Origin of the sequence: Methylobacterium sp. E-005 (assembly GCF_022829725.1) — a bacterium.
Taxonomy (GTDB): Bacteria; Pseudomonadota; Alphaproteobacteria; order Rhizobiales; family Beijerinckiaceae; genus Methylobacterium.
Genome location: NZ_JAKSYG010000240.1, coordinates 171,669 through 189,279 on the forward strand (window position 1 = coordinate 171,669; position 17,611 = coordinate 189,279).

14 protein-coding genes are annotated in these 17,611 nt (G+C 69.0%); 10 read left to right on the forward strand and 4 right to left on the reverse strand.

All coding sequences use genetic code 11. From position 1 onward, the window contains the following. Nucleotides 1–64 precede the first annotated feature (64 nt). The 4 genes from MKK88_RS30390 (at nucleotide 65) to MKK88_RS30405 (ending at nucleotide 7,245) form a co-directional block, all read left to right on the forward strand. Nucleotides 65–3,478: an acyl-[ACP]--phospholipid O-acyltransferase gene (locus tag MKK88_RS30390; protein ID WP_244006861.1), complete on the forward strand. Its 3,414-nt coding sequence runs from the start codon at nucleotides 65–67 to the stop codon at nucleotides 3,476–3,478. 154 nt (nucleotides 3,479–3,632) lie between these two features. Further along, a complete protein-coding gene (locus MKK88_RS30395) occupies nucleotides 3,633–3,845 on the forward strand; it encodes a hypothetical protein (protein ID WP_244006862.1) in 213 nt (70 codons plus the stop codon). 81 nt (nucleotides 3,846–3,926) lie between these two features. Continuing rightward, the gene (gene pbpC / locus MKK88_RS30400; RefSeq protein WP_409566732.1) at nucleotides 3,927–6,059 is read left to right on the forward strand and encodes a penicillin-binding protein 1C; all 2,133 of its coding nucleotides are present in this window, start codon (nucleotides 3,927–3,929) and stop codon (nucleotides 6,057–6,059) included. 142 nt (nucleotides 6,060–6,201) lie between these two features. Next, a complete protein-coding gene (locus MKK88_RS30405) occupies nucleotides 6,202–7,245 on the forward strand; it encodes a cytochrome-c peroxidase (RefSeq protein ID WP_244006868.1) in 1,044 nt (347 codons plus the stop codon). A 10-nt stretch (nucleotides 7,246–7,255) separates the two neighbouring features. Here MKK88_RS30405 and MKK88_RS30410 read toward each other — a convergent pair whose 3' ends face one another. After that, the gene (locus MKK88_RS30410; RefSeq protein WP_244006870.1) at nucleotides 7,256–7,699 is read right to left on the reverse strand and encodes a hypothetical protein; all 444 of its coding nucleotides are present in this window, start codon (nucleotides 7,697–7,699) and stop codon (nucleotides 7,256–7,258) included. Further along, entirely contained in the window at nucleotides 7,696–8,529 is an 834-nt protein-coding gene (locus MKK88_RS30415) for an ArsA-related P-loop ATPase (protein WP_244006872.1), read from the reverse strand. Before MKK88_RS30415 ends, MKK88_RS30410 begins: the two co-directional genes overlap by 4 nt. 964 nt (nucleotides 8,530–9,493) lie before the next feature. On the opposite strand from MKK88_RS30415, the gene MKK88_RS30420 reads away from it, so the two are divergent. Next, nucleotides 9,494–10,546: a hypothetical protein gene (locus tag MKK88_RS30420; protein ID WP_244006874.1), complete on the forward strand. Its 1,053-nt coding sequence runs from the start codon at nucleotides 9,494–9,496 to the stop codon at nucleotides 10,544–10,546. Nucleotides 10,547–10,568: 22 nt separating this feature from the next. Here the strand turns inward: MKK88_RS30420 and MKK88_RS30425 are convergent, their stop codons facing one another. Both MKK88_RS30425 and MKK88_RS30430 read right to left on the reverse strand, forming a co-directional pair. Then, entirely contained in the window at nucleotides 10,569–11,273 is a 705-nt protein-coding gene (locus MKK88_RS30425; RefSeq protein WP_244006875.1) for a MarC family protein, read from the reverse strand. A gap of 76 nt (nucleotides 11,274–11,349) precedes the next feature. Beyond that, nucleotides 11,350–12,084 carry a methyltransferase domain-containing protein gene (locus MKK88_RS30430; RefSeq protein WP_244006881.1) on the reverse strand — a complete coding sequence of 245 codons (735 nt, stop codon included), beginning with the start codon at nucleotides 12,082–12,084 and terminating at the stop codon, nucleotides 11,350–11,352. Between the two features lie 153 nt (nucleotides 12,085–12,237). On the opposite strand from MKK88_RS30430, the gene gloB reads away from it, so the two are divergent. From gloB to sucD, 5 genes are all read left to right on the forward strand, one after another. Next, a complete protein-coding gene (gene gloB, locus MKK88_RS30435) occupies nucleotides 12,238–13,014 on the forward strand; it encodes a hydroxyacylglutathione hydrolase (protein WP_244006888.1) in 777 nt (258 codons plus the stop codon). Between the two features lie 356 nt (nucleotides 13,015–13,370). Continuing rightward, nucleotides 13,371–13,940, forward strand: a complete 570-nt coding sequence (locus MKK88_RS30440; RefSeq protein ID WP_202131183.1) for a TetR family transcriptional regulator — start codon at nucleotides 13,371–13,373, stop codon at nucleotides 13,938–13,940. A gap of 398 nt (nucleotides 13,941–14,338) precedes the next feature. Further along, nucleotides 14,339–15,301, forward strand: coding sequence for a malate dehydrogenase (mdh, locus tag MKK88_RS30445; RefSeq protein WP_244006895.1), 963 nt, complete (start codon nucleotides 14,339–14,341; stop codon nucleotides 15,299–15,301). Between the two features lie 113 nt (nucleotides 15,302–15,414). Beyond that, nucleotides 15,415–16,611 carry an ADP-forming succinate--CoA ligase subunit beta gene (sucC, locus tag MKK88_RS30450; protein WP_244006897.1) on the forward strand — a complete coding sequence of 399 codons (1,197 nt, stop codon included), beginning with the start codon at nucleotides 15,415–15,417 and terminating at the stop codon, nucleotides 16,609–16,611. A 2-nt stretch (nucleotides 16,612–16,613) separates the two neighbouring features. Next, nucleotides 16,614–17,498 carry a succinate--CoA ligase subunit alpha gene (gene sucD / locus MKK88_RS30455; RefSeq protein ID WP_244006903.1) on the forward strand — a complete coding sequence of 295 codons (885 nt, stop codon included), beginning with the start codon at nucleotides 16,614–16,616 and terminating at the stop codon, nucleotides 17,496–17,498. Nucleotides 17,499–17,611 lie beyond the last annotated feature (113 nt).

Sequence of the window (17,611 nt, forward strand, 5' to 3'; positions counted from 1 at the left end):
GGCACGTTCCGATTTGACCTGACCGTATCGGGTAGGCCAGTCAGGTCCGGAACGAGAGATCGCCATGTTCCGTACCCTGATGACAGCGCGGCGCTTCGCGCCGCTGTTCTGGTGCCAATTCTTCTCGGCGTTCAACGACAATTTCCTGAAGAACGCGCTGGCCTTCCTGATCCTGTTCGGGATCGGCGGTGAGGCGGACGCCCATGCCGGAGTCCTGGTGACGCTGGCGAGCGCCGTGTTCATCGGGCCGTTCTTCATCCTGTCGGGCCTCGGCGGCCAATGGGCCGACCGGTACGACAAGGCCCTGATGGCGCGGCGGCTGAAGTTCGCCGAGATCTTCGCGGCCGGCACCGCGGTGCTCGGCTTCCTGCTGCAATCCGTGCCGGTGCTGTTCGTCGCGCTCGGCCTGTTCGGGACGATCGCAGCCCTGTTCGGCCCGATCAAGTACGGCATCCTGCCGGATCACCTGAAGCGCGAGGAGCTGCCCGCCGGCAACGCCCTGGTGGAGGCGGCAACCTTCCTGGCGATCCTGCTCGGCACGATCGCGGCCGGGGCGGCCTCGGCGATGGGCGGATCCGGCCTCCTGTTCGGAGCCCTGGTGATGGGCTTCGCGATTCTATGCTGGCTCTCGGCCCGGATGATCCCGGCGACCGGGGAGGGGGCGCCGGACCTGCGGGTCGATCCCAACATCGCCCGCTCCACCGCGTCTCTCCTGCGCGACCTCTGGGCCGATACCCGCCTGTGGCGCGGCTCGCTGATCGTCAGCTGGTTCTGGCTGGTCGGCGTGGTGGTGCTCTCGCTCCTGCCGGTTCTGGTGCGCGGTGCCTTCAACGGCACCGAGACCGTGATCACGCTGCTGCTGGCGCTGTTCTCGATCGGCATCGCCCTGGGCTCGGGGCTGGCCTCCTGGCTCGCCAGCGGCCGGATCGTGCTGCTGCCGACGCCGGTCGGCGCCGTGCTGATGGGCCTGTTCGGCCTCGATCTCGCCTGGACGATCGGCCACCTGCCGGCGCCTCCGGCCGAGGCGATCGGCCCCTTCGAGGTCCTGGCGACCGGCCACGGCCTGCGCACCGCCCTCGACTTCCTGGGCCTCGCGGTCTCGGGCGGCCTCTACATCGTCCCGTCCTTCGCGGCCGTGCAGGCCTGGGCCGAGAAGGCGATGCGGGCGCGGATCATCGGCGCCGTCAACGTCATGACGGCGGCCTTCATGGTGGCCGGGACCCTGGCGCTCGCGGCACTCCAGGGGGCGGGCCTCTCGATCGCCAGCCTCCTTGCGATCGTCGCCGTGCTGAACCTGATCGTCGGCGCCATCGTGTTCGCGACCCTGCCGACCAGCCCGTTCCGCGACGCCCTGTCGATCCTGTTCCGGGCCTTCTACCGGCTGGAGGTGCGGGGCTTCGACAACATCGCGGCGGCCGGGCCGAACGCCATCGTGGCCCTCAACCACGTCTCGTTCCTCGACGCGCCGCTGGCCCTGTCGCTCCTCGATCAGGAGCCGGTCTTCGCCGTCGACAGCGGGATCGCGCAGCGCTGGTGGGTGCGGCCGTTCCTGCGCGTCACCAAGGCGATGCCGCTCGACCCGACGCGCCCGCTCGCGACGCGCACGCTGATCAACGCGGTCAAGGGCGGCGAGACCCTGATCATCTTCCCTGAGGGGCGGCTCACCGTCACCGGCAGCCTGATGAAGGTCTATGACGGCGCCGGGCTGATCGCCGACAAATCCGGCGCGATGGTTGTGCCCGTCAAGATCGACGGGCTGGAGCGCACGATCTTCTCGCGCCTGTCGCGCCGCCAGGTCAGCCGGACGTGGTGGCCGAAGGTGATCGTGACGGTGATGCCGCCGGTCCGCCTCACGGTGGACCCGGCTCTCAAAGGCAAGACGCGGCGGCAGGCGGCCGGCGCCGCCCTCTACGGGATCATGTCGGACCTCGTGTTCCGCACCGCCGACATCGACCGGGGCCTGATGGCGGCCTTGATCGAAGCAGGCGACCTCCACGGCTGGCGCCGCAACGCCCTGGAGGATCCGGTCGGCGGTCGGCTGAGCTACGGCCGGCTCGTGATGGGCGCCAACATCCTGGGCCGCAAGCTCATGCCGCTCGCCCCCGTGGGCGGCCGGATCGGCGTGATGCTGCCGAACGCCAACGGTGCCGCGGTAACGCTGTTCGCGCTCGCCTCCGCGGGCCGGGTGCCGGCGATGATCAACTTCTCCGCCGGAGCGGCCAACGTCCTCTCGGCCTGTCGGGCCGCGGAGGTGAGCAGGGTTCTGACCTCGCGGGCCTTCATCGAGAAGGGCCGGCTCGGTCCGCTGATCGAAGCGATCCGCGGCTCGGTTGAACTGATCTATCTGGAGGACGTGCGGGCCGGCATCACGACCGGGGACAAGATCCGCGGATTCCTCAGCCCCCGCCGTCCGCTCGTGGCGCGCCGCGGCGAGGATCCGGGGGCGGTGCTGTTCACCTCAGGCAGCGAGGGCACGCCGAAGGGCGTGGTGCTGGCCAACCGCTGCATGCTCGCCAACGTGGCCCAGGTGGCGGCCCGGATCGACTTCGGGCCGATGGACAAGGTGTTCAACGTCCTGCCGGTGTTCCACGCCTTCGGCCTGACGGCCGGGCTGGTCCTGCCCCTGGTCTCGGGGGTGCCGGTCTACCTCTACCCGTCGCCGCTGCATTATCGGATCGTGCCGGAGTTGATCTACGGCTCGAACAGCACGGTCTTGTTCGGCACCGACACGTTCCTGACGGGCTATGCCCGCTCGGCCCATTCCTACGACCTGCGCTCGCTCCGCTACGTCGTGGCGGGCGCCGAGGCCGTGAAGGAGACCACCCGCAGGACCTGGGCGGAAAAGTTCGGCCTGCGCATCCTCGAAGGTTACGGGGTCACCGAGTGCGGGCCGGTGGTCGCACTCAACACGCCGATGTTCAACCGGTTCGGCACGGTCGGGCGGATCCTGCCGGGCATCGAGACGCGGCTGGAGCCGGTGCCGGGGATCGAGGAGGGCGGGCGCCTCTCCGTGAAGGGTCCCAACATCATGCTCGGCTACGTGCGCGCCGAGAAACCGGGGGTGCTCGAGCCGCCGCCGGGCGGCTGGCACGACACCGGCGACATCGTGGCGATCGACGCGATGGGCTTCGTGACGATCAAGGGCCGGGCCAAGCGCTTCGCCAAGATCGCGGGCGAGATGGTGTCGCTCGCCGGCATCGAGGCGCTGGCGGCCGAACTCTGGCCCGACCGCCTGAGCGCGGTGGCGGCGGTGCCGGACCCGCGCAAGGGCGAGCGCCTGATCCTGTTCACGCAGGCGAAGGACGCGACGCGGTCCGCCTACCAGAGCTTCGCCAGGGGCCGCGGTGCATCCGACGTGGCGATTCCCGCGGAAGTGGTGGTGCTGGAGGGGATCCCGATGCTCGGCACGGGCAAGGTCGATCAGGTGGCCGTGACCAAACTGGCGCTGGAGCGGGCGAAGGAATCCGCCGCCGCTTGAGGGCGCCACCACGGATCGCCCGCGACTCATCATCGAAACGGAGGATGCAACAACCCCTGGTATGCATTCGTATCACGAATACAGTCCCGATTCGGTCCGGTGGCGGGATCGGGCCGGGTGTCGTCGTCGCGGATTGCATCGAGAGGGGCAGATCATGTCCAAGGACAGGCACGTTCCGGCTTGGCTGGCGAGGCGGACGTATTTCAAGCGGCTCGGGCGCTGGGTGAAGCCCGGCAAGACGCACGGGAATGGTCCGGGGCCTGAAAGCGCGGCGGCGCTCGCGTCGAACGTGGTAGCGTTCCCGGTCCGGGCCGATCGGCTGGGCCGGCCGGACTTCGCGGATCGGCGCAGCATCGGCATCGCGTAGCCGCGCACGCACGGTCTTGCCTGTGCCGAGGGAACCGGGAATCCTGTACGCCGGATCGCGTGCCCGGAGCCCGGAGGAGACGTGCCGCAGGACGGGCTCGACACCAATGGACGCGCGCCGCCGGCGCGGCAGGAAGCCCTGCGCCGCAGCCTCATGGCCGCGGGGCTCGGGTTAGGCTTCGTGACGGCCGGTCTCGCCGCGGTCTGGCTCTGTGCCGCGACGCTGCCGCCCCTCGACCTCGCGGCTGCGACGGCACGCTCCACCGTGGTGCTCGATCGGTCCGGGACGCTGCTGCGTTCCTTCGCCACCGCGGACGGGCGCTGGCGCCTGCCGGTCACCGCGGAGGCGGTCGATCCGCGCTTCCGCGCCATGCTGCTCGCCTATGAGGACCGACGCTTCGCGCACCATCCCGGCATCGACCCGGCGGCCCTCCTGCGCGCCGCGGGGCAATGGCTGACGCGGGGGCGCATCGTGTCGGGCGGCTCGACCCTGTCGATGCAGGTCGCCCGCCTGGTCGAGCCACGGCGCGAACGCTCCCTGGGCGCCAAGCTCCGCCAGATGGTGCGGGCCGTGACCCTCGAACGGCGCCTCGGCAAGCCCGGCATGCTCGACCTCTACCTCGCGCTCGCCCCCTATGGCGGCCCGCTGGAGGGCGTCCGGGCGGCGAGCCTCGCGTATTTCGGGCGGGAGCCCGCGCGGCTGACGGCGGCGCAGGCCGCGCTCCTCGTCGCCCTGCCGCAGGCCCCCGAGGCGCGCCGGCCCGACCGCTTCCCGGACCGCGCCCGGGCTGCCCGCGACCGGGTGCTGGACATCGCCAGCGCCCGGGGCCTCCTCACCGAAACGGAGGCCGAGGCCGCCAAGGCGGAGCCGGTCCCGGCCGGGCGCAAACCCTTCCCGATGCGCGCCGCGCACGCCGCGGAGGAGGCCGTGGCGGCCGATCCGGCGAACCCGGCGATCCGCCTCGCCATCGATGCACCGCTGCAGGAGCGGCTGGAGGCGCTGGCGGCCGAGCGCGCCGCCGCGGCCGGCCCAGATCTCTCGGCCGCGATCCTCGTGCTCGACAACCGGGACGGGCGCATCCTCGCTCAGGTGGGCAGCGCGGGCTACCTCGATGTGCGTCGGCGCGGTGCCATCGACATGACCCTGGCGATCCGTTCCCCCGGCTCCGCCCTGAAGCCGTTCGTCTACGCGATGGCGTTCGAGGATGGCTTGGCCCATCCCGAGACGCTGCTGGAGGACCGCCCGACGCGGTTCTCGGCGAGCTACGCCCCGGAGAATTTCGACCTGACCTTCCAGGGCACGGTCACGGCCCGGAGGGCCCTGCAACTGTCGCTCAACGTCCCCGCGGTCGCGCTGATGGAGGCGGTGGGCCCGGCGCGCTTCATCGCAAGGCTGCGCGCGGCGGGCGCCGGAATCCAGCTCCCGCGCGACGCGGCGCCGGGCCTGCCGGTGGCGCTCGGCGGCCTCGGCATCACACTCACCGACCTCGCGCGTCTCTACGCGGGGTTCGCCCGCGGCGGCACGCTGCCCGACCTGCAGCGCCGGGTCGAGTCGGCGCCACCCGGACCCGGGCATCAGGTCACCGGCCCCGTCGCCGCCTGGTATATCGCCGACATCCTGCGCGGCACGCCGCCGCCTGAGAACGCCCTTCCGAACCGCATCGCCTACAAGACCGGCACCTCGTACGGCTACCGCGACGCCTGGGCGGCCGGGTTCGACCGGCGCGTGACCGTGGCGGTCTGGGTCGGCCGGCCGGACGGGGCGGCGGTTCCGGGCCTCGTCGGCCGGATCGTCGCGGCCCCGATCCTGTTCGACGCCTTCGCGCGCCTGGGTGGCGAATCCGAGCCGATTCCCCGGCCCGCCGGCACCCTGATGGCCGGATCCGGCAGCCTGCCGCCGCCGTTGCGGCGGCTCGGTCGCGACGCAGCCGGGGCGCCGGGCCCGACCCTGCGGATCGCCTATCCGCCGGACGGGGCGCGGATCGACCTGGGGCTGACGCCGGGCGGGTCCGGCGGAGGCGCGGCCGGTTCACCGGGGCTGGCCCTCAAGGCGTTGGGCGGGGTGCCGCCCTTGACGTGGCTGATCGACGGTCAGCCCGTCACACAGACACTGCGGCATCGTGCCGAATGGTTTCCCCAAGGGGCCGGCTTCGCGCGTATCTCCATCGTTGATTCAACCGGAGCGAGCGACAGCGTTGCGGTCCGGCTCGAATAGCCGGACACCGCCGATTGCACGGCGGAAGCTTGGCCACGCCGGACTTTTGCATGAGGCTGCACTATCCAGCACCGGAATATTCATGCGGAGATTCATCGGTCATCAACGAATAGGGGTTTAAATACGCCCGGTGAGGTTGATGATGGCGTGGAAGGTTGGCGCCGCGGTCGCGGCGATCCTCGGGTTCGTCGGCATGGGCGTCGGGGTCGGCAGCGGCCCCGATCCGCGTCGCGCCGGCTGGCGTGAGACCTATCGTCCGCCGGCCGAGATTCCGTTCCCCGCCAGCAATCCCTATTCCGCCGCCAAGGCCGAACTCGGCCGGCGCCTGTTCTTCGACCCGATCCTGTCCGGCGACCGGACCCGGTCCTGCGCGACCTGCCACGTCCCGGATCTCGCCTGGGCCGACGGACGCGCCCGGGCGGCGACTCGCCAGCAGGGCGTCATGGATCTGCGCACGCCGACGGTCCTCAACGTCGCGTGGCAGGACGGTCCGCTCGGCTGGGACGGCAAGTTCCCGACACTCGAATCGGTCTCCGCGATGCCGATCACGGCGCCGGGCAACATGAACCTGCCGATGAACGAGGCCCTGGCCCGGCTCTCCGACGACCCCGCCTATGCCGCGGCCTTCGAGGACGCGTTCGCGGATCCGGCCGTCACCCGCGAGCGGCTTGAGGCGGCGCTGGCCACCTTCGAGCGCCTGATCGTCGTCGAGCCAGCTCCGTTCGACCGCTGGATCGCCGGCCAGGAGGACGCGATCACCGAGCCCGCCAAGCGCGGCTTCGACCTGTTCAACGGGCGGGCGGGCTGCGCCGGATGCCATTCCGGCTGGTCGTTCACCGACAACTCATTCCATGACATCGGGGTCGGTTCGGGGACTGAAATCGGCCGCGGGCGCTTCAAGCCGACCTCGGTCGCCCTGCGCTACGCCTTCAAGACGCCGACCCTGCGCGAGGTGAGCCAGCGCGGCCCCTACATGCACGACGGATCGGAGCCGAATCTCGAAGCCGTGATCGCGCTCTACGACCGCGGCGGGATCGACCGCCCGAGCCGGTCCCGGCTGATCAAGCCGCTCCACCTGTCCGCCACGGAGCGCAGCGATCTCCTGGCCTTCCTGGCGACCCTGTCGGCCCGCACGGGGCGCGATCTCATGACCGCGTCGTTCTCGGTCCAGCCGCCGGCGCCCTGACACGGCCGTCTCACCGGCCGAGGTCGGAGCCGCGCGGGAGACGTCCCGAACTGCGCTGCTCGCAGGCCTCCAGCGCCGCGGCAAGCCGGGCTTCGTTCACGGCGGCACCGTTCGAGAGGCTGACCACAGTCGCCAGCGTCCAGGCCCCCGAAAGGACGGCGAGAACCACGGCACCGATCAACCCGTAGGTCATCAGCCTGTTGCGACGCAGATCCTGCGTGACGGTCTGGATCAGGTCGCGGTTGTCGTCGGCGAGCGTGTTCCGCGCCGCCACCAACTCGTTGTACATGTTGGTGATGGCGTTGGTGGACATGTACACGAGGAGCAGGTGGACGACGAAGTCGTCGTCCGTCGTCGTGTTCAAGGCGGCCGCGATCCGCACCGCGAGCTGACGCTCCCAGGGCTGAAGATCGCGGCCGTGGACCGACCGGTAGAACCGCTCGAGGTTGGTCACGGCCGGAGCGCATCCCGCCACAGCTGGTGGAAGTTGCGGCGGAGGCGGCGGCCCTCGACCCGCAGGCGCATCGGCGCCGTATTGGCCAGAGTCTGCCACGTCATGTTCTGCACGCGCAGGGCCTCGATCAGGCGCTCGCCGATCTTCTCGATCTCGATGACCCGGAAGTTCGGCTGCTTGCGCAGCGCCTGCACCAGCTCGGACGATTCGAGATAGTCGAAGTTGGTCGCCTGGGCGGTGTTCTTCGCCAGGATCGCGCGGTCGCACTCGATCAGCATCGGCTTCAGTTCGCGCAGGACGTCGAGGGCGGTCGGATCGACGGCGCCGGCCGCGACGACCACGCTGAGGCGGATATTCGATTCCCGGCAGCTCTCCACGATGATCTCGGCGCAGCGGCGGGTCGTCTCGGTATCGCCGGCCGGGAAATCGACCACCACGAAGCGCTCGGCGGCCTCGATCACGTGCTCGATCATGTCCTGGCACAGGGTCGGGTCGACGCGGCCGGTGCTGTCCTCCGCGCGCAGGCGCTGCCGGAAGCAGCTGATGCCGGCCCGGCGTGGGACGAAGCTGTCGCTGCCGGGGTTGGTCTCCTGCATCAGCGCCGTGTGGAAGTGGCGGTTGGCCGGATCGGTATCGATCGCCAGGACGGGCCCGACCTCGGCGCAGAGGTCGGCGACCTGGAGCGCGATGGTGGTCTTGCCGACGCCGCCCTTGCCGCCCAGGCACAGGACGAGGAGTTTCGCCGATGAGCCCAGGAGGTCGCGCTGGATGCCCTGGATCTCGTCCGGGCTGTACCAGGCCGAAACCTTGGTCTGCGTATCGTCGCTCATGAAGTGTCTCCTTGCTGATGGACCGGGCGGCCGCCGCGCGCCGGGGCGCCCGGGAACCGTCCCGCGGGGCTGTTAGGATGGATGCGGTGCGCCCGGGGCCGCCCCCGAGGGGCGGGACATGGTCAGGGCGCCGTTTCGGTCATCTCCGGGTCCCCGACCATGCGTGGCCGAACGACGGCCGGGTTTGACGATTCGCCCAGAGGGCCAGCGGATCGATGGGGCACCCTGCGTCGCGGTTCGGAAGGTCGCGCGGTCGCTGCGGATCGACCTGTGTGTCGGGCCTCGGAATGGCGTCCCTCCCCACTGCATGCACCCCGTCGCCCGGCCTCTGCCTCGGCGGACGCGCTGCACCGGCATCATCTCCTGAGTTCAGTGCAGACAAGACGCTGCGTGGGCTCACGCAAGATCTAATGCCATGCCTTCACGTCTCCGCAGGCATATCCCCGCTACAGCTTAAACATTAATGAATCAATCTCACCGCAAGTCGCGCAAACGACTTTGAGATCGAGCTCATAATATCTCGTAATAATAAATATCAGATTGTTGAAAAGCCAGAAACATACGAAATTACCAAATGAATAGTTGTATCTGTCGAACAGAAACACCGGATTTCGATCTGCACGGCGCCGAAACCCGGGTCGCATCGCGCGCGTGTCCAACGGATTCTGCATCGGCCCTGCGTTGACCGCGTCAGATGCAGCTCCCGGGGTGGCGTGGACCGTCGACCAGTCATGCAGTCCGAAGCGGACGCTGCCATGAGCCAGGTGGGTTGGGCTTTATGGCGCCAGATGAGGCAGGCCATCGCTTCGATGACGCGCATTCTGATCGCCTTCGACGCTACCTAAGCGCGATCCACAGCGTTAACCTTCCAATCACATTCGTTAACAAAACATTGGCTAAAATCGTACGCATCTATTTAAATCCCTCGGTAACTACGGTGTCGTTGCGCAGCGACGAGGGCTCAATGCCAATACCCAACAAGAAGCTGGCTCCGATCGCCTGCGCCCTCGGCATCACCGGCCCCCTGATCCTCGCCGGGACAAGCGCCGCTGAGGCGCACGTCAAGTGGTTCTGCGCCTATGACGTGGCCGGGCAGCCCCAGGGCCTCGAGCAGGTGCTCTGCCTCAACTTCGAATGGCTCACCGGCCTCGCACTCCTCTGCCTGATGTTCGGGTGCCTGGCCGAGGGCACGCCCCTGGGCGGCGCGCTGCTCAACGCCCTCGACCGCGTGACCACGCGGATCCGCACCGATACCGAGCTTCTGGTCCGCGCCACGCTGGGCTTCTTCCTGGTCTCCCTGTTCGACCTCGGCGGCATCATCCTGACGCCTGAGCTGAAGACCGACGTGACCTGGATCCCGTGGCTGCAGCTCGCGCTGGCCGGGTGCCTGATCTGGCGCCGCACGATGCCGATCACCGGCCTCGGCCTCGTCTTCCTGTTCAGCTACGCGACCGCGCAGTACGGGCTCTTCCACCTCGCCGACTACCCGATCTTCCTCGGCATCGCCGTCTACCTGATCGCCCAGGGTCTCGGCCTGAAGCCCTTCGACATCCGCCCCCTGGACATCGTCCGCTGGGCCGCCGCGATCACGCTGATGTGGGCCTCGATCGAGAAGTGGGCCTATCCGGAATGGCCTGCGCCGCTGCTGGCCGCCAAGCCGCAGATGACCATGGGTGCGACGCCCGAGCTGTTCATGCAGGCCGCCGGCGTGATCGAATTCACCCTCGCCTTCGCGCTGGTCTGGACGCCGCTCGTCCGGCGCTGCGCGGCGATCATCCTGGCGGCGATCTTCGTCTCGGCGATCTTCGAGTTCGGCAAGGTGGACGCGATCGGCCATTCCGGGATCATCGTGGTGCTGCTGGCGATCGCCGCCGACAACGTCCGGGTCCCAGTGCGGGTCCGGCAGGCGCTCCTGGCGCCGGCCTGGTACGGTGCGGCGCTCGCGGCCCTCCTGGCCCTCTACTACGTGGGCCACGCCGCCCTGTTCGGAGACCTCGGGACCATGCCGGTCATCTGACGGTCCTCCTACGACGCCGGTCTCATCGCGCCGCCAGCAGCGGTGCGATGACGTCGGTGAGGCCGTTGATCAGGATCTGTGTGCCGACGCAGAGCAGGAGGAAGGCGAACAGGCGCCCGACCACCCGGGCCCGGGCCGGTCCGATGAGTGCGACGACCCGGTCGGCTGAGGCGTAGAGCAGGGCGACGGTGACGGCGACCACGAGCGCCGCCAGCGTGACCCCGAGATAGAACCCGGCCCGCTCGGCATAAGCCGCCGGCCGGTTCGCCCCCAGCGTGATTGCCACCGCGATCGTACCCGGCCCGGTGGTGAACGGCAGGGTCAGCGGGAAGAAGGCGATCTCCGAGAGGGCAGAGGGTACCGGCTCGGAGGGAGCCGCGGCGCTCCGATCCGCCGAACCCGAGGCCTCGGCCTGCTTGCGCGCCTCGCGCGCCTCGGGCCGGTTGAGCTGGGTCCAGGCCGACGACATCACCACCAGCCCGCCCGCAACGCGCAGGGCCGCCAGGGTGACGCCGAAGAAGTTGAGGATCGGCGTCCCGGCCCAGAGGGCGCCCAGCATCACCAGCGCCGCGTAGACGCCGATCCGGCGCGACAGCAGCACGCGCTCGGCATGGCTGTAAGAGCTCGTCACCTGGGCGAAGATGAAGGCGCCGCCGATCGGGTTCACGATCGCGACCAGGCCCGAGAGGGCGAGCAGGAACTGCTGGACGGTGAAATCGAGGCTCATGGGGACCGGTCCGGGCGGAGCGTTCTCCTAAGACACACCACGGGCGGACGGAATCCGGTTTCCGCGCGGCTCCCGCTCAACCCGGTGCGGGTGCCGGCACCAGCACCCGGGCCGGGGTGAGGCGGCGGGCGCGCCGGACCTGCCGCACCGTGACCGGCCGATAGAGCTGCTTCGTCGCGTCGACGACGTGCAGGCCGGCGAAGGGGAGCGACAGGCCGGTGCCGATCCATTCCCAGGCCGGCCCGGTGCGCAGCATCGGGCGGGAGCGCACCGGCGGCATGTAGAGCGTCTCGGCCCAGTTCACCGGCGAGAACAGCGTGTCGCGCATCAGTCGCCCCAGCTGCGAGCGGCTGTAGGGCTGGCCGTGACCGAAGGGCGTCGCCTCCCGCCGCGCCCAGACCCCCCGCCGATTCGGCACCACGAGGATCATCCGCCCGCCCGGGGTGAGCGTCCGCCAGACCTCCTGGAGCAACTCCGAGGGGCTCTCGACGGCTTCGAGGGCGTGGATCAGGATGATCCGGTCGACTGCGGATTCGGGCAACGGCATCATGGTCGGATCGGCCAGTGCCGTGCAGGATCGGCCGCTCGGCGGCCAGTTCACCACACCCTGGCTGGTCGGCATGAACGCGATGGTGCGCTCGGCGATGCAATGGACCGGTCCGAGATACGGCATCGCATAGCCGATCCCAAGCACCCGGAGGCCCGAGACCGAGCCGAGGAACGCGTGGATCGAGCGACCGACCACGCGATGCGTCGTGCGGCCCAGGGGGCTGGCGTAGAAGGCCCGCAAGCCGTTGACGTCGAGACGCATGGAGAAGAAGGCTACCGACTCGGGAACGGTTACCGTACTCAATGGTGACCCGGGGGCCGCGCGGCAAGCGTCACCGACCCCGCTTGCACGGAACCCGGCCGTGGGACCGCCTGTTCACGACCACAGCGTTTGCGCCCCGAGGAGACGTTCCCGATGGCCGCCGAGACCGAGATCCGCACTTTCCTGTGCCGCAGCGACAATATCGGCGTCCTGATCCGCGATCCCGCCACCGGGGCCTGCGCGGCGATCGACGTGCCGGAGGCCGGCCCGGTGCTGAAGGCCCTCGATGAGACCGGCTGGCAACTCACCGACATCCTCGTCACCCATCGGCACGGCGACCATGTCGAGGGTATCCCGGCGGTGAAGCAGGCAACCGGCGCCCGGGTCGTCGCGCCCGCCAAGGCCGGCGACGCGGTGCCGCTCGTGGATGTCACGGTCCGGGAGGGAGACACCGTGCGGGTCGGGGGCCTCGAAGCGCAGGTCTGGGAGACGCCGGGCCATTGTTCGGACCACATCACCTACTGGTTCGCGGAGGCGGGCTTCGTCTGTGCCGGCGATACGCTGTTCACCCTGGGTTGCGGCCGGGTGATGGAGAGCCCGCCCGAGACCCTCTACCGTTCGCTGCGGCGCTTCGATGACCTGCCCGATTCCACACAGGTCTTTTCCGGCCACGACTACGTACTCTCCAACGCCCGCTTCGCCGTGGCGGCCGAGCCCGACAACGCGGATCTCAGGGCCCGCCTCGCCGAGGCCGAACGGGCGAAGGCGGAGGGCCGCTTTCTCGTGCCCTCGACCCTGGGCGCAGAGCGCGCCACCAACCCGTTCCTGCGTTGCGCAGTCCCGACCCTCGCAAAATCCGTCGATTTGCCACCAGGAAGCGATGCAGAAGCGGTCTTCGTCGCTCTCAGGGCGTGGAAGAACCGCTTCTGACGCAGGTGATAACGAGAAAAATTTGTTGCCTTCTCAAGGCAAACTGACACATAGGAGTGTTTAAGCGGTTTTAATCCGCTCGGTAACCGGGCTCCCGGGGGGAAGCCGTAACGTCAACGCGAAGCGCCGGGACGCTTCAGCCGGTCTGATGGGGGTCCGTCTCGCCCTACCACCTGTCTACTTCCCGCCTTCCTCTTCCGTTTCTCAAACCAGAATCCACTGGGTCCACGGAAGAGTCGCTCACCGTTAAGGCCAAGCTACCGCGCGCGGACGACGCCGAGACCAGCGCGCTCCGTGACGCCGGTGATACGACGAACCCGCAGCGGGCCCGCGCATCGGTCGCGGCCGACGTCAGGTTGCTCGGCATCGCCACCGAGCATCTCTCGCGCCTCGGACCCAAACGCGTGACGGTCGTCGCGGTGGCCGCCGAGGCGGGCATGACCCACGCCAACGTCTATCGCTACTTCCCGTCGAAGGACGCGCTCCTCGACGCGGTGGCGGGGCGCTGGCTCCGGGAGGTCGAGGCCCGGCTCGCGGGCATCGCCGACGCCCCCGACCCGGCCGACGACAAGATCGAGCGCCTGCTGACCGCCTTGGCCACCGTGCAGCGCGACGCGCTGGTCGATGAGCCGAACCTGTTCGCGGTCCATCTCGACGCCACCGTTGCGGCCCGGCCGATCGCCCGGCGGCACCGCGTGCGCCTGCGCAGCCTCGTGGAGCGGGTGGTCGAGGAGGGGATCACCTCCGGGATCTTCTCGGCCCGCGATCGGGAGCGGGCCATCGCCTACATCTTCGACGCGAGCTACCGCTTCACGCATCCGCTGGCGATCCAGCACGATGCCGAGGTGCCGCGCGACCTGATCGAGGCGCGTTTCGGCGCCGTGATCCACGCGATCCAGCGGGTTCTGCGCTCCGGCGTGCTCTGAACCGTCGCATAGCCGATGCATCTGTGAAGGCCCGGACCCTGTGTCCGGGCCTTTGCGTTTCGGAATTGCCGATCGACGACGCAGCGCCGGCGAACCCAAAATGACAGCTTTTCACATCTGTCATCCGAGCTTTGCAGCCCGCTGGCGATTGGGTGCGGTGCACCTAAAACCTTCGCGACGTTGATCTTTCCCGATAGGCACGGCCGCCCGTACGGCCGTCCCGGCCTCAAGGATGAGGTGCCTGCACGCCCCAGATCGGGTTGAAGCGGCGGTGCTTTTCGGCCACACAGCCGCGCAGATTTCACAGCGGCGAATCCGGTCCCGCAACCGGCTGACGAACAGCCCCGGCCTCGCCCGACGCAGCATCGACCTCGACCCGCAGCGGAGACGAATCCGACATGGCGCGCAACAAGATCGCCCTCATCGGCGCCGGCCAGATCGGCGGCACCCTGGCCCTCCTGGCCGGCCTCAAGGATCTCGGGGACGTGGTGCTGTTCGACATCGTCGACGGCGTGCCGCAGGGCAAGGCGCTCGACATCGCCGAGGCCGCCCCGGTCGAGGGGTTCGACGCGACCTACGCGGGCGCGAGCGACTATTCGGCGATCAAGGACGCCGATGTGGTGATCGTCACCGCCGGCGTGCCGCGCAAGCCCGGCATGAGCCGCGACGACCTGATCGGCATCAACCTGAAGGTCATGCAGGCGGTGGGCGAGGGCATCAAGGCCTACGCGCCGGACGCCTTCGTGATCTGCATCACCAACCCGCTCGACGCGATGGTCTGGGCGCTGCAGAAGTTTTCCGGATTGCCGACCAACAAGATCGTCGGCATGGCCGGCGTGCTCGACTCGGCCCGCTTCCGCCACTTCCTCGCGGAGGAGTTCAAGGTCTCGGTCGAGGACGTCACCGCCTTCGTGCTCGGCGGTCACGGCGACGACATGGTGCCGCTGACCCGCTACTCCACGGTCGCGGGCGTGCCGCTGACCGACCTCGTCAAGCTCGGCTGGACCACCCAGGAGAAGCTCGACGCCATGGTCGACCGCACCCGCAAGGGCGGTGGCGAGATCGTCAACCTGCTCAAGACCGGCTCGGCCTTCTACGCGCCCGCCGCCTCCGCCATCGCCATGGCCGAGAGCTACCTGCGCGACAAGAAGCGGGTCCTGCCCTGCGCGGCCTATCTCGACGGCCAGTACGGCGTGACCGGCATGTTCATCGGCGTGCCGATCGTGATCGGTGCCAACGGCGTGGAGCGCGTCCTCGAAGTGACCTTCGATGCCGCCGAGAAGGCGATGTTCGACAAGTCGGTCGCCTCGGTGACGGGCCTGATCGAGGCCTGCAAGGGCGTCGACGCTTCGCTGGCGTAATTCAGAGCGAATAGCGAATAGGGAGGAGCGAACAGGCCCCCGCTGGTCCGCTCGCTTCACTCGAACTATTCGCTACTCGCTACTCCCTATTCGCTCCTCCCTACGAGGTCCCGATGAACATCCACGAATACCAGGCCAAGGCCGTGCTGAAGGAGTTCGGCCTGCCCGTCTCCCGCGGCGTGCCGATCTTCAACCCGTCGGAGGCCGAGGCCGCCGCCAAGGAGCTCGGCGGCCCGGTCTGGGTCGTGAAGAGCCAGATCCACGCGGGCGGCCGCGGCAAGGGGACCTTCAAGGGCGCCCCCGAGGGTGCCAAGGGCGGCGTGCGGGTCACCAAGTCGATCGACGAGGTGACGCAATATGCCGGCGAGATGCTCGGCCAGACCCTGGTGACGATCCAGACCGGCCCGGCCGGCAAGCAGGTGAACCGCCTCTACATCGAGGAAGGCGCCCAGATCGCCGAGGAATTCTACCTCTCCATGCTGGTCGACCGTGTCACCGGCGGGGTCGCCTTCGTGGTCTCCACCGAGGGCGGCATGGATATCGAAGCGGTCGCCCACGACACGCCCGAGAAGATCCACACGATCGCGGTCGATCCGGCCACAGGCGTGATGCCCCATCACGGCCGCGCCGTCGCCAAGGCGCTGGGCCTCACCGGCGCACAGGCCAAGGAGGCCGCGTCGCTGACGGAAAAACTCTACGCGGCGTTCGTGTCGAAGGACATGAGCATGCTGGAGATCAATCCTTTGGTGCTCACGGCCGACGGCCATCTCAAGTGCCTCGATGCTAAGATCTCGTTCGACTCGAACGCCCTCTACCGGCATCCCGACATCGTCGCGCTGCGCGACGAGACCGAGGAGGACGCCAAGGAGATCGAGGCGTCGAAATACGACCTCGCCTATATCGCCCTCGACGGCACGATCGGCTGCATGGTCAATGGCGCCGGCCTCGCCATGGCGACCCTCGACATCATCAAGCTCTACGGCGAGGAGCCGGCGAACTTTTTGGATGTCGGCGGCGGCGCCTCCGAGGAGAAGGTCACGGCGGCGTTCAAGATCATCACCGCCGATCCGAACGTGAAGGGGATCCTCGTCAACATCTTCGGCGGGATCATGAAGTGCGACGTGATCGCCAACGGCGTGATCGCGGCCGTCAAGGCGGTGGGCCTGCAGGTGCCGCTGGTGGTGCGCCTCGAGGGCACCAACGTCGAGCAGGGCAAGGCCATCATCCGCAATTCCGGCCTCAACGTGATCCCGGCGGACGACCTCGACGACGCCGCCCAGAAGATCGTCGCCGCCGTGAAGGGAGCCTGATCATGTCGGTGATGATCGACGCCAACACCAAGGTCATCTGCCAGGGTTTCACCGGCAAGAACGGGACCTTCCACTCCGAGCAGGCCATCGCGTACGGCACCAAGATGGTCGGCGGCACGAGCCCCGGTAAGGGCGGCTCGACCCATCTCGGCCTGCCGGTGTTCGACACGGTGGCGGAGGCCCGCGAGGCCACGGGTGCCGAGGCCTCGGTGGTCTACGTGCCGCCGCCCGGCGCGGCGGACGCGATCTGCGAGGCGATTGCCGCCGAAGTGCCGCTGATCGTCTGCATCACGGAGGGCATTCCGGTGCTCGACATGGTGCGGGTGAAGCGGGCGCTGACGGGCTCGAAGTCGCGCCTCGTCGGGCCGAACTGCCCCGGCATCGTCACGGCGGGCGAGTCGAAGATCGGCATCATGCCGGCCAACATCTTCCGGCCCGGCTCCGTCGGCATCGTCTCCCGCTCGGGCACGCTGACCTACGAGGCGGTGTTCCAGACCTCCAATGCCGGCCTCGGCCAGACCACGGCGGTGGGCATCGGCGGCGACCCGGTGAAGGGCACCGAGTTCATCGACGTGCTGGAGCTGTTCCTGGCCGATCCGAAGACCGAGTCGATCGTGATGATCGGCGAGATCGGCGGCTCGGCCGAGGAAGAGGCCGCGCAGTTCCTGGCGGACGAAGCCAAGCGCGGCCGCAAGAAGCCGATGGTCGGCTTCATCGCGGGCCGCACGGCGCCCCCGGGCCGCCGCATGGGCCATGCCGGCGCGATCATCTCGGGCGGCAAGGGTGGTGCCGAGGACAAGATCGCCGCCATGGAGGCCGCGGGCATCCGCGTGTCGCCGTCGCCGGCCCGGCTGGGATCGACGCTTGTCGAGGTTCTCAAGGGCTGAGGCTCGACACGCCTGCGTTGCGGCCATCGCAGGGCCGCAACGCCCATATCGGGTGTGGTGAAGATTTTAGCGGGGCGGTTACCCGCCTCGCTTCGGTTTGAAGGCGATCCGCC